10 protein-coding genes are annotated in these 12,835 nt (G+C 60.6%); 6 read left to right on the top strand and 4 right to left on the bottom strand.

Annotated features, from left to right (window positions below; translation table 11 throughout):
* Nucleotides 1–112 precede the first annotated feature (112 nt).
* Nucleotides 113–835, bottom strand: a complete 723-nt coding sequence (locus tag FHX16_RS28420) for a DUF1045 domain-containing protein (protein ID WP_183861330.1) — start codon at nucleotides 833–835, stop codon at nucleotides 113–115.
* 89 nt (nucleotides 836–924) lie between these two features.
* Nucleotides 925–2,103 (bottom strand): FAD-binding oxidoreductase, encoded by a 1,179-nt coding sequence (locus FHX16_RS28415; RefSeq protein ID WP_183861332.1) that lies wholly within the window; start codon nucleotides 2,101–2,103, stop codon nucleotides 925–927.
* Between FHX16_RS28415 and mnmD the strand changes: the two genes are divergently transcribed.
* Nucleotides 2,102–2,818 carry a tRNA (5-methylaminomethyl-2-thiouridine)(34)-methyltransferase MnmD gene (gene mnmD, locus FHX16_RS28410; RefSeq protein ID WP_183861334.1) on the top strand — a complete coding sequence of 239 codons (717 nt, stop codon included), beginning with the start codon at nucleotides 2,102–2,104 and terminating at the stop codon, nucleotides 2,816–2,818. The two genes, FHX16_RS28415 and mnmD, sit on opposite strands and share 2 nt — an antisense overlap.
* On the opposite strand, the gene FHX16_RS28405 is transcribed toward mnmD, so the two are convergent.
* Complete coding sequence (locus FHX16_RS28405; protein WP_183861336.1) at nucleotides 2,808–5,663, bottom strand: response regulator; 2,856 nt, start codon at nucleotides 5,661–5,663, stop codon at nucleotides 2,808–2,810. The genes mnmD and FHX16_RS28405 overlap by 11 nt on opposite strands.
* A 286-nt stretch (nucleotides 5,664–5,949) precedes the next feature.
* Here FHX16_RS28405 and FHX16_RS28400 point away from each other — a divergent pair, with 286 nt between their 5' ends.
* From FHX16_RS28400 to FHX16_RS28390, 3 genes are all read left to right on the top strand, one after another.
* Entirely contained in the window at nucleotides 5,950–6,360 is a 411-nt protein-coding gene (locus FHX16_RS28400) for a hypothetical protein (protein ID WP_183861338.1), read from the top strand.
* A gap of 332 nt (nucleotides 6,361–6,692) precedes the next feature.
* Entirely contained in the window at nucleotides 6,693–8,375 is a 1,683-nt protein-coding gene (locus tag FHX16_RS28395) for a DEAD/DEAH box helicase (protein WP_183861340.1), read from the top strand.
* Nucleotides 8,376–8,568: 193 nt separating this feature from the next.
* Nucleotides 8,569–9,210, top strand: a complete 642-nt coding sequence (locus FHX16_RS28390; protein WP_183861342.1) for a VOC family protein — start codon at nucleotides 8,569–8,571, stop codon at nucleotides 9,208–9,210.
* Here FHX16_RS28390 and FHX16_RS28385 read toward each other — a convergent pair.
* Nucleotides 9,207–10,118, bottom strand: a complete 912-nt coding sequence (locus FHX16_RS28385) for a DMT family transporter (protein ID WP_183861344.1) — start codon at nucleotides 10,116–10,118, stop codon at nucleotides 9,207–9,209. The genes FHX16_RS28390 and FHX16_RS28385 overlap by 4 nt on opposite strands.
* Before the next feature lie 355 nt (nucleotides 10,119–10,473).
* On the opposite strand from FHX16_RS28385, the gene FHX16_RS28380 reads away from it, so the two are divergent.
* Both FHX16_RS28380 and FHX16_RS28375 read left to right on the top strand, forming a co-directional pair.
* On the top strand, nucleotides 10,474–11,883 hold the full coding sequence (locus FHX16_RS28380; RefSeq protein ID WP_183754000.1) for a circularly permuted type 2 ATP-grasp protein: 1,410 nt from the start codon (nucleotides 10,474–10,476) through the stop codon (nucleotides 11,881–11,883).
* Complete coding sequence (locus FHX16_RS28375; protein ID WP_183753997.1) at nucleotides 11,883–12,824, top strand: alpha-E domain-containing protein; 942 nt, start codon at nucleotides 11,883–11,885, stop codon at nucleotides 12,822–12,824. Before FHX16_RS28380 ends, FHX16_RS28375 begins: the two co-directional genes overlap by 1 nt.
* The last annotated feature ends 11 nt before the right edge of the window (nucleotides 12,825–12,835 follow it).

Genomic DNA, 12,835 nt, shown 5'->3' with positions numbered 1-12,835 from the left:
TCTCGGATACCATGAAATCACCTTCCTGAACGTCGGCGAAACGATAGTATTCCGAGACGGAATGACTAGATGGAAATTGCGCAACAGAGTTTTGCCTTTGCGGCACAAAGCCTTAGGCAAGCGCCAGAACACGATCCCTCCGGGCGCTGACTTTGCCCATCGGGTGCAACGAATGCACCCGAAACGGTCCGCCATTCCCCTCTTCGATCATCAAGGCAACGTTGGCGACCTTGACGGGATCGACAAGCACTGGCTCGAAAACGTTGCGAAGCGCGTGCTCGACCCGTGGGATATCGCAATGACTGACAGGGCCGGTCAGCGGCATGTGAAACCGAAATTCGTCCATCACATAGGGGCTTCCCCAGCGGTGCAGATTGGTGAACTGCGCCGCCGACAGACCGCCTGGATCCGTCCGCTCGATCTCGGCTTCACTCAGCGGCGCGCGGAAGCGGTCAAACTGCTGAACGACCGAAGAGGCAAGGTAGTGGACGTGCTCGCAGGGCAGCGAGGGAGCGAGACTGTAGAATGAACCGAGCCGCGCCACCTCCAGCCGATTGATCTGAAATGGTGTCAACGTGCCGCAGAAGCGCATAAGATCACGCAGAAGTTGCGCCTCCGTCAAATCGGCGGCCAGGCGGAAGGGGGCCTTCAGGACGCCCTGAAAGCCGTAGCGGCGAGGCATCGCCGTGTGGAAGGCGATTTCGTGAATACTCAGGCCGCGAATCGCGGTTGGCTCAACCATCTCGCCGGAAAACACGTTCCGACCCAACCAATTTGCGGCCACATGTGAGAGCGGATCGCTCGCAGCGGGCGTAAAGCAAATGGCGTAGCGCATAAAATCTCCTCCGTCGGCGCCGCGATTGCGCTAGCTGATAGGTGATTTGCGTGACAGATTAACGAAAGGCAGGAAATGCTAATTCACGTCTAGCGTGAAGCCACATGAATGTGATGGGCAAGCAGGAAGCTTTCAGGCAGCGCAAAGGGCGGCTGCATGCCGGCCGCGAAATGGACGGCAGCCGCCGCAAGACGGTGCGCCAGGCCGAAGCTGACCTTGAAGCCGCCAGTCAGTGCGATCAGACTACCGTGGTCGGGGTGTACGCCGATCATCGGATCGCGATCGATCGCCTTCGGCCGCAAGCCGGCCCACCGTTCAAGCACAGGCGCTCCTTGCAATGCCGGCACCAGTTGTCCAGCTGCTTCAAGCAACCCATCAAGCTGTCCATCGGTCGAGAACGGCTCGTCGAAGCGATTCTCACTCGTGCTGCCGACCGCGACGCGACCGCCCTCGTGCGCAACGACATACAATCCATCGCGAAAAATCGTCGGCTTGGACGGATCAACATCGACTTTGAGCAACGCCGCCTGCCCTTTGACTGGCTGGCCAAGTGGCTTCGTAAGACCGTGGGAATGGCGCTCCAGCACCGGAAAGGAGTGATGGCCGGCTGCGACAATGCAATGGCCGAAAGCAATCTCACCTCTGGTAGTCATCGCAACGTTGCGGTCAAGATCGAGATCATCAAGCGCAAGCTGTTCGACGATCCGCACATGCCGTGCGTCGCGTAGCGCGGCGGTGAGTACCGCGATGAATGAGCGCGGCGCAACTCTGGCGGCCAGCGTGTCATAGACAAAGCCGCTTTCCCCAGCCGCTGCATCGACCCAGGACTCCTGGGGAGGCCTGTCGAGCACATGCCAGTGGAAATGCCGCTCCCCCGCTATCCAGCGCGCTTCCGCGTCCCGGGAATGGCCAAGCGCGATTTCGCGCAGATGCGGCTTCGGCAGCGGAATGAGGCGCCCCGAGCGCCTGTAGCCGGCGGAAAGGCCGGTCTGCAGCTCCAGCGCCGCGATCTCTGCTTCCAATGAAACCAGGGAATCGAACTGAAACTGCTTCTTGGCATTCCATTTGTCCGGCATATGCGGCATCAGCGCCCCGAGCAGGCCGCCACTGGCGCCTTGGCCAAGCCGACCAGCTTCGACGAGCATGGCATCAATGCCCAAGCGTTCCGCATGAATCGCAGCCCATAGCCCCATAATCCCGCCGCCGACGATCAGCAGCGCAGTCGATGATTGACCGGAAGACGACGCCGGACTATCGGCTTGTGGCATGACAGATACGGATCCCGAACTAAGTGCTGGCGCCCATCAACCGCTTGAGTGGCGCGACGGCGATATGCCCTATTCACCGGCCTTTGGCGACCACTTTTATTGCCAGACAGACGGCCGGCTGGAGTGTGGACACGTCTTCCTCGCCGGGAACGGCCTGCCGCAACGTTGGCAGGACCAAAGCCATTTCCTGATCGGCGAACTCGGTTTTGGCACGGGTCTGAACTTTGCCGAGACATGGCGGCAATGGAAACTCCACCGGCTCGCTGGGCAGCAGCTCCACTTCATGTCGTTCGAGCTCTATCCCATGCAGCGAGCAGAAATCGACCGAGCGCTTTCGCATTGGGCCGAAATCGATGCCGAACGGCTGGCCTTGGCCGCGGCTTGGCCGGAAACACCAAAGGCAACGGTCTCCTTGCGGCTGGATGACCAGACATCACTCAGCGTCGTCTGCGGCAACGCCCTCGAAGGAGTCGGAGCTGCCCAGGCAGGCTTCGATGCCTGGTATCTTGACGGCTTCGCCCCGTCGCGCAATGCCGACATGTGGTCTGCGGAATTGATGCGCCTCGTCTGTGAAAAGACAAAGACCAACGGAACCTTTGCGACCTATGCCGCCGCCGGCTTTGTCCGGCGCAACCTGATCGCGGCGGGCTTCACGGTGGAACGCCGCAGCGGCTTCGCCGGAAAGCGCGAGATGCTCTGCGGCGTCAAATCCTAGAGTAGCCCGCCGAGCCTACCTCTTGCTCGTTCCTGCCCAGCCACATTTCCAACTTCTCCTGGAGCAACTCAGGGCTGATCGGCTTCGACATGTAGTCATCCATGCCTGCCTCGATACAACGCTCGCGGTCGGCGTCCAGCGCATGCGCCGTGACCCCGATAATCGGCACGCGATGGCCATTTCCGCGCTCTCTTTCGCGTATCGCGCGCGTCGCATCATGGCCGTTCATCACGGGCATCGAAACGTCCATCATGATGATTCGCGGCGAAAGGCGGCCCCAGACCTCCACGGCCTCCTGGCCGTTATTGACGACGAGAAAGCTGAGGCCGGTTTCCTGCAATATCTGCGTGAAGACAATCTGGTTCACTTCATTGTCTTCCGCGACCAGCACGTCGATAAACTCCGCCGGCGTTCTCTCTTCCGCCACAGGGCGCATCGTCGTAGCGATCTCCTGACCGTCAGCCAAAATAGCCGCCGCCGGGATCTTCTTCGTCCGGCTCGCACGCACGACGTCGACGAGCGTGTTCCGCATCACATTGGCCCGCGCTGGCTTCATCAGATAAGCTTGGCCGTTAAGGGCCGCGAACTCTTTCTCGGTACCGGAAATGTCCATCGAGGTCAGAAAGATGATCGGCAGACGTTCGAAGCGGCTGTCGGCACGTAGCTTTCGTGCGATCTCAGCGCCGTTCATACCGGGGATCTGGTAATCGAGCACGACCGCATCGATCTCGATGCCAAGCTCATCCGCCATATCGAGAACGGCAAATGCTCCTGGACCATCTTCGGCAGCGGCGCCATCGAAACCCCAGAGAGCCAATTGCTCGGTCAATATCTGGCGATTGACAGTGTTGTCGTCGACGAGGAGGACTCGCGCGCCCCTGACATTCACAGGCAGGGGTTTGGGAGCCAGTTGCGCCGCAGCCACGACGAAAGGCAGGTTCACGGTAAAGACAGACCCCTCCCCTGGCTGACTGTCCACCTCGAGATAGCCGCCGAACAGGTCCACCAGCCCCGCGGTGATCGCAAGTCCGAGTCCGGTTCCTTCGTGGCGTCGTGTCGAGGATGAATCGATCTGCGAGAACTTGTCGAAAATGGACTCCAGCTTATCGCGCGGAATACCGATGCCGGTATCCTCGATCCGAACACACGCCATGATTTCGTCTTCAGCGCCCGGTGTGAAGCCTACGTCCACCAGAACGTGGCCGCGCTCGGTGAATTTCACTGCGTTGCCGACGAGATTGGTGATGATCTGGCGGAACCGGCCCGCATCGCCAATCACTGCGGAAGGCAAGTCGGGGGCCGCGCGAACCAACAGCTCGATGCTTTTTTCCGCGGCCGGCGACGACAGGAGGGTCGCGACGTCCTCGATCGCCTCGACCAAATCGAACGTCGTGCGCCGGAGGGTCATCTGCCCCGCATCGATCTTCGAGAAGTCGAGAATATCATTGATGATCGTCACCAGCGCATTGCCCGATTTGACGATGATGTCGACAAAGGTTTTCTGACGGGTATCGAGATCGGTCTTCGCCAGCAATTCAGCCATGCCGAGAACGCCGTTCATCGGCGTGCGGATTTCATGGCTCATGTTGGCGAGGAACTCCGACTTGACGCGATCGGCGGCTTCAGCACGCGACAGCAGACGCTCGAGTTCGGCCTCGCGCTGCTTCGCTTCGGTGACGTCGGTGAACAGTGCGATCCAATGCTGCCGCTCGCTGATGGTAGCGTCCAGGTTGACCCACCGCTCTCCGGCGATATGGAACGGTGTTGAGATCGGCTTCTTGGCGGCGATGTTGTCGCGCCAACCGGTCAGGATCTCGTCCTCCTGACCGTGGAAATCTCCTCGTTTGGCGCAGAACTGGAAGAGATCGATCCATCCCCGGCCAACGGCAAGGTATTCCGACGGAATGGCAAGGATGTCGCTGAGCGGGTTGCTGGCAAGCAGGATATTGCCGTCCTGAACAATCAACAACCCCTGCGACATCGCCCTCGTCGCATCATCCATCAAGTCCCCGAGACGCGCGAGAGCCGCCCGCGTCTCATGGATTTCCTTCTCGTGCTGACGGACAGCAGTGACATCGGCATAGGACAGCAGCACGCGGCCGTTGGAAAGTCGGCGCCCCTCGAAGAGAACCCGCTTGCCATTGACCCAGCCGAGCTCCACCGGCTGCTCTTGTTCCGCAGCGACAAAATGTGCCTCGCGTCGGGCAAAAATCTGCTCCGGCGTCAGCCTGTCACCGTACCGTCCGAGCTGGTGGTTGCGACGGATGACGTCGATGAAGGCCCAGCCGTCGAATCGGTCGTCGCGCGGCAGATCCCAGACCTCGTAGAACTCGTCGTTGGCGTAGAGAACGTCGCGCGAGTCGTCGAGGATCATGACGCCGACAGGAAGAGCGCGGAGAATGCTTTGCAGGTCCTCGGTCAGAGCCTGGCTGCGTGCTACCTCGGATGCCAATGGTGTCGGAATGGCGATCGACGGGTCGCCATTGTTGCGTGGAACCTTCCTTTCGAAGATGCCTAGGACATAAACGCGGCCTTCAGACGGCGAGAAGCTCTCGATCCGCGCACGCCGGTGCTCGACGCCGCCAGCGTCGAAACAAACAGCGCTTTCCTCGCTTGCGAAGACGAGAGCTCGCCTCTCCTTGTCCTCGCGAGCCTCCTCTTCCGGTATATCGATAAGTTCGCGGCTGCGGCGACCGATGAAATCGGAGATCGCCTTTCCGAAGAAGGACGCATAAGCCTCGTTGACTGCCACATAGCGCAGCTCGCTGTTCTTGACGTAGGCCGGGCAATCCAGATCCGCGATCCGGCGGCAGGCCAGTTCGAGAAGGTCCCCGTCCGCCGTCAACACTGTTCCCCGGTCAAGAGTGGCTTGTTCATCGAACGACAATAGACGCACCCTCTTTAACAACGCATTAACCATGATTCCCCGGCGGCGGAGAATAGGTCGCAAGTTTTCCAAACCCGGTCATCGATCGCCATCGTCCGCCGATGCGGACGGGGCAAGCAAACATCTCGGAACTGTGGTATAGTTTCACTCGTTTCTACGAGGAACTCGTTCAGTTGGCCCGTATACCCGAACGGTTTCGCCTGACGGCTTCGAGAATAGGCTTCGTCTACGAAAGGAGACGATCATGTCCGTACTTCATAAAAGCATGGCGGCGGGCTTCATGGCATTGACCCTGGCGAGTGCGCCCGTCATCCCGGCAGCGCCTGCAAACGCCAACAGCGACTTCTGGGGCGGCGTCGCCGCTGGAGCCGTCGGCGGCATCCTGTTGTCGCAGGTCGCCAGGCCCTATCCGTATTACGGCTACGGCCACCCCGGCCCCTACTATGGCGGCGGCTACTACAGACCCTACTATCGGCCTAACTACGCGTACGGGGCATACTATGGATACAGGCCTTACTATCGCCCGTACTATAGGCCTTACTACAGAAGCTATTACCGGCCCTACTACTCGAACTCCTACTACGCGCCGCGCTGCCATATAGAATGGCGTCGCAGCGGCTGGGGCGAAGCCTACAGGACAAGGGTCTGCTACTGACATCCGCACTGGGCTGGGGGCGTCACCGCCCCCTTTTGCCGATGATCCATCAGTAGGTCCCCTTGACTTTTCCCCTGAACTAGACCAAATGCAGGCCAGCTTTCACCTTCCGGCCGCCGCGTGAGCGTGCCCCTGCCAGTAAATAGGATGCAGGAAGAAGGGCAAAAGCGCATTTCGAATAGACCGCACCCCAAGACGCGGCAGAAGCGCTGGAAAGCTTTTTCCAACAAGACAAGTTCCCACTTCACGCGGGGTTCTTGACGCCAGAATGACACCGGGCCGCATTTTGCGACCCGGCCGATTTTTTTGGCGCGCCCTAAAAAGGTTATGACTTGACCAATTTTGAATCGCTTGGCATCTCCAAGCCGATCGTCGCCACACTTTTCCAGCTCGGCATCGAAACGCCGACCCCCATTCAGGAAAAGGCGATCCCGCTTCTACTCGAAGGCCGCGACCTTATCGGCCTTGCCCAGACCGGCACCGGCAAGACGGCCGCCTTCGGTCTGCCGATTATCGAAAAGATCATCCCTGAAGAGCGGCGTCCGGACAACCGGACAACCCGTACGCTGATCCTCGCCCCGACCCGCGAACTGGTGAACCAGATCGCCCAGAACCTGAAGAACTTCCTGCGCAAATCGCACCTGCGCATCAACGTCGTTGTCGGCGGCGTATCGATCAACAAGCAGCAGCTGCAGCTTGAAAAGGGCACCGACATCCTCGTTGCCACGCCCGGCCGCCTGCTTGACCTCGTCGCCCGCCGCGCCATCGGCCTCACCGCCGTACGCTACCTCGTTCTCGACGAGGCCGACCAGATGCTCGACCTCGGCTTCGTGCACGACCTGCGCAAGATCGCCAAGATGGTGCCGAAGAAGCGCCAGACGATGCTGTTTTCGGCAACCATGCCGAAGTCGATCGCCGACCTCGCCGGCGAATACCTGACGGACCCGGTCACCGTCGAAGTGACGCCTCCGGGCAAGGCGGCCGACAAGGTCGAGCAGTATGTTCACTTCGTCAACGGCAAGAACGACAAGACGGACCTCCTGAAGAAGTCGCTCACCGAGAACCCTGACGGACGCGCCATCGTCTTCCTGCGCACCAAGCATGGCGCCGAGAAGCTGATGAAGCATCTCGACCACGTCGGCTATTCCGTGACGTCTATCCATGGCAACAAGAGCCAGGGCCAGCGCGAGCGCGCCCTCAAGGCCTTCCGCGACGGCGACGTCAAGACGCTGATCGCGACCGACGTCGCGGCCCGCGGCATCGACATCCCGGCCGTCAGCCACGTCTACAACTACGACCTGCCTGAGGTTCCGGACGCCTATGTCCACCGCATCGGCCGTACCGCCCGCGCCGGCCGCGACGGTATCGCGATCGCCTTCTGCGCACCGGATGAAACCCGCCTCCTGCGGGATATCGAACGCCTGATGAACATCAACATCGCGGTCGCAAGCGGTGACGCGCCTGCCAACATGAACGCGGCTCCCCGCCGCGGCAACGGCAACGGTGGCAACCGCGGCCAGGGTCGTGGTGGTGAAAACCGTGGCGGTGAGCGTCGTGGCGGCGAAGGCCGTGGCGAAGGCCATCGTGCAGGTGGCCGCCCGGAGCGTCGTCCGCGCCCTGAAGCTGGCGACGAAGTCCGCGCCAACAATGAGGAGCGCCGCGAGCGTCGTCCCCGTCCCGAGCGCCAGACCCAGCGCAACGAAGACTTCCGCGGCCAGCGCCGTGGCGAGGCTACGCCGATGACGTCCGGCCCCGACAACGATCTGGCGGCAACGTCGGACTTCCGTCCGGCCCGCAAGCCGCAGCGCCCGCAGCATGGCAACCATGCCAACGGCGAGAACCGTCATCACCCCGGCGGTGGCGCCCGCAATGCGCACGGTCGCCCGGCCCGCAAGCACGGCGAAGATCGTGGTGCGCAGGCTCACGGTGGCGGCGAGCGTCGCGAAGGCAATGGCGGCAACCGTCGCGGCGGTCCGTCGCGCGGTGGCAACGGCCAGCGTCGCGAACGCGCCTAATTCTAAAGAAAGGGCGGGAGAAATCCCGCCCTTTGCAATACGCGTCTCACGGCGCCAAAGCGATCTCACAATCCTGCCTTGTGGCAATCGGCCCGCTGCATTAGCATGTTGGTGCTGCTGTAGGGCGCGTCGGCTTCGGGCCGGAGGGGCATTGCCCGCCTACGTACGACAAAGTCAAACGTAGGCCGCGCCCATGCCAAATATCGAAAACCTCAGAAAACAAGCCAAGTCGTACCTGCGATGGCATCGCGAACGCTACTATCCCGTTGCGGCCCAGATCAGGTGGATCCTGCCGAGATATCGGGATCAAAGCGATCGAGAGATATTGGACGCCGACTTCAAGCTCAGCGACGCACAGGAGCTTGTTGCCCGAAAGCATGGCTTTGCGGATTGGCCCGCACTGATCAAAGGGATCGAAACCGTGACGAAATCGACAGCATCGGACAACAGACGTCCGTTCGTCCTCTCCGCGGAGCCGCAACTCTTCGTCTCTGATATCAACGTTTCATGCCAGTTCTATGTTCGGAAACTGGGTTTTGAAGTGGCGTTCCAATACGGAGAGCCGCCATTTTATGCCCAGGTGTTTCGCGACGGCGCACGCCTGAACCTGCGAAAGGTCGGCGCGCCTGTCTTCGACACCGGCTTCAGAGCGCGAGAAGTCGACGCCCTCTCTGCAACGTTGACCGTCGATGATCCGAAGCAGTTGTTCTTGGAATATCAGGCTGCCGGCGCCCCATTCCATCAGCCTCTGCGGGCCGAGCCATGGGGCGCCCGCACCTTCATCGTGCAGGACCCCGATGGAAACCTTATCGCCTTTTCAGGCGAGGCTACCTAGGCCCGCTGCAGCTCGGTCGTATCTTGTGGAGCGACCTTCGCTGGTCGGTTAGTCAAATAGACGCCCGTCACGACGACGATGGTGCCGAGGATCAGCGGAAGCGTCAGCGGCTCACCGAAGGCAATGAAGGCCTCGAGCGCCACCGTCGGCGGCATCAGATAGATGAGCGATGCCGCCCGCGACACCTGACCGCGGCGGATGAGATAGAGTAGCAGCCCAACGCCGCCCATCGACAGCCCGAAGACCGACCAGGTGAGCGCCGCGATGGCCTGTGCCGATCCGTCGAAATGCATGCGCTCGAATGTAAGCATCAGCGGCAACGTGACGATCAGCGCACCGACATATTGCAGCGTGGCGATCGGCAGGAGGTTGCCGGTCTGCAAATGCTTCTTCTGATAAAGCGTCCCGTAGGTGACGGAGCCCATGGCCATAAGGTTGATTGCCAACGGCACGGCGGCATGCGCCAGATCGGCCGTCGCCGGATCGAGGAGCTTCGGCGATATCGCAATCGCGATGCCGAGGAAACCAAGCACTAGCCCTGCCTTCTGGATTCCCTGCAACCGCTCGCCGACGAGCAGCGGTGCAGCCATCGCCGTCAACAGCGGCTGCAGCGCCGCGATAATGCCCGATATGCCGGCCGGCACGCCGTTGGCAATCGCCCACCAGAGGCCAGCCAGATAGAAGCCGTGCAGGAAAAGGCCCGAGTAGACCGCCCTAAAGGCGACCGCCCTGCCCGGCCATGCAGCACGCATGACAAGGCAAAGCCCCAGGAATGCCAGCCCCGACAGCGCATAGCGTACGGCAAGAAAGGTGAAGGGCTCCGAATGGATAGCAGCATATTTCGCCACGACCCAGCCGGTCGACCAGAGCAGGACAAAGATGGCGGGAGCGAAGCGATCGAGCGACATGACGTGACCCTGGGGCAATGGATTGCGACGCTGATAGCCGGCCGATGGCCCTTCGTCAAAAGCGAAGCGTTGATGCTTACCTGAAGTTTCGTTGATCGTCGGGCAGTCAGCCGCTGAGCGGGCGCGGGCCGAAAATGAATCGAACGCCGATCTGAAAATAGCCAGATGCTTACATTTTGAGCGACTGCCGGGCACCAATGGCGGCGGGACCTAGGTGCGACTTCCGTAAATGCCCAGTTTTTCGACTCTTTTTATCGCTTCCGAGGATTTTACGAATCTCACCTTCAAACTGTGCATGGTTCTTGCATTGCCATTTGCGTTGTATTCAAATGAAGAAAAAAGGGGAGCCACACCTTTGGCATTTGATGAAATGATCACCGGGGGCGAAAGTCCGCGAGAGCCATATGAAAAATACTTTGAGTGGTACAGTAACCAAGATCGGGCGCATCTGATCGCCAAGAGCCGGGACGCGGAGAACATCTTCCGAAAGACCGGCATTACCTTCGCTGTCTACGGACACGCAGACTCCTCCGAAAAGCTCATTCCGTTCGACATCATCCCCCGTATCATTTCCGGTCGCGAATGGCGCAAACTCGCCCAGGGCATCGAGCAGCGCGTGATCGCCCTCAACGCCTTCCTCGATGACATCTACCACAAGCAGGAAATCATCCGCGCCGGCCGTATTCCGCGCGGACTGATCGAGAGGAACGATGCCTTCCTGCCCGAGATGATCGGCTTCCGGCCGCCGGGCGGCGTTTACACCCACATCGTCGGCACCGATATCGTGCGCACCGGCGAGGATGAATTCTATGTGCTGGAAGACAATGCCCGCACCCCGTCCGGCGTCAGCTACATGCTGGAAAACCGGGAAACGATGATGCAGATGTTTCCGGACCTGTTTCATGCCAACAAGGTCCGGCCGGTCGAGGACTATCCCTATCTGCTGCGCCAGAGCCTGGCATCGCTTGCGCCTCCTGGCTGCAAGGGCAAGCCGCGCGTCGCTGTCCTGACGCCCGGCATCTACAACTCCGCCTATTACGAGCACTCGTTCCTGGCTGACACAATGGGAGTCGAGCTTGTCGAAGGCTCGGATCTGCGTGTCATCGACGGGAAGGTCAAGATGCGCACGACGCGCGGCTACGAGGCGATCGACGTGCTCTACCGCCGGGTCGACGACGACTTCCTCGACCCCCTCACCTTCCGGCCGGATTCAGCGCTCGGCATTCCCGGCATCATGGACGTCTATCGTTCCGGCAACATCACCATCGCCAATGCGCCGGGCACCGGCATATCGGACGACAAGGCGATCTACTCCTATATGCCGGAGATCGTTGAGTTCTATACCGGACGCAAGCCGATCCTCGAAAACGTCCCGACCTGGCGCTGCTCCGAACCGCAAAGCCTTAAGTACGTGCTCGAGCACCTCGAGGAACTGGTGGTCAAGGAAGTCCATGGTTCCGGCGGCTACGGCATGCTGGTCGGCCCAACGGCGACCAAAAAGGAACGCGCCGATTTTGCCGAGAAGCTGAAGGCCAAGCCCGCCAACTATATCGCGCAGCCGACGCTTTCGCTCTCGACCGTGCCCATTCTCGTCAACAAGGGAATTGCGCCGCGCCACGTGGACCTGCGCCCCTATGTTCTCGTCTCCGACAAAGTGCAGATCATCCCCGGCGGATTGACACGCGTGGCCCTGAAAGAGGGTTCGCTGGTTGTCAATTCCAGCCAGGGCGGCGGCACGAAAGATACCTGGGTATTGGAGGACTGATGCTCGGAAGAACTGCAAACGGACTCTACTGGATGTTCCGTTACATCGAGCGCGCCGAAAACATCGCGCGCCTTATCGATGCCGGCCTGCGCATGTCGCTGACCAGAAGCGGAACCGGTGACGACGACTGGGACGGCGTCCTGCAAAGTGCTGGCGTCCGGGAAACCTTTGACGAGGGCCACAGCAAGCTGACGAGCGCCGATGCCATCGACTACTTGCTGCGCGACCGCACCAATCCGTCGAGCGTCATGTCCTGCGTCGACTACGGGCGAAACAACGCCCGCATGGTGCGCACGGCACTGACCAGGGAAACCTGGGAAGCGACGAACGAGTTCTGGATCGAACTCAAGTCCCTCCTTTCGAAGCGGCTGAAGCCGGCGGAGCTGCCGGAAGCGATCGATGCCATCAAGCATCGCGCCGGGTTAATCCGCGGCGCCTTCCATGGCTCCATGCTCAGAAACGAGCTTTACAATTTCGCCCGTATCGGCACCTTCATCGAGCGCGCCGACAATACCAGCCGCATTCTCGACGTGAAGTACTACGTACTCCTGCCGTCAGTCTCCGCTGTCGGCACGTCGATCGACAACATCCAGTGGGAGTCCATCCTGCGCTCGGTCTCCGCCCACCGCTCCTACAGCTGGGCTTATGACGGCGAATATCGCGCGATGAACATTGCCGACTTCCTGATCCTCAACGGCCAGATGCCCCGCTCACTCGCCTATTGCTACGAAAAGATCGTCAGCGAGCTCGGCTATCTCGCCAAGGACTACGGCGAACGGCTGCCGGCGCACGACACGGCCGATTCCATCCGCACGACGCTGCAGACGCGTGCCATCAAGGAGATCATGGATCAGGGCTTGCATGAGTTTCTGGAAGATTTCGTCACACGCAACAACCAGCTCGGCATGGAAATTTCCGACGGTTACCGGTTCTATGCATAGGCGGGCACGAC

Source organism: Rhizobium sp. BK661 (genome assembly GCF_024808825.1).
Classification (GTDB): Bacteria; Pseudomonadota; Alphaproteobacteria; order Rhizobiales; family Rhizobiaceae; genus Rhizobium.
This window is presented reverse-complemented; position numbering and strand designations above follow the sequence as displayed.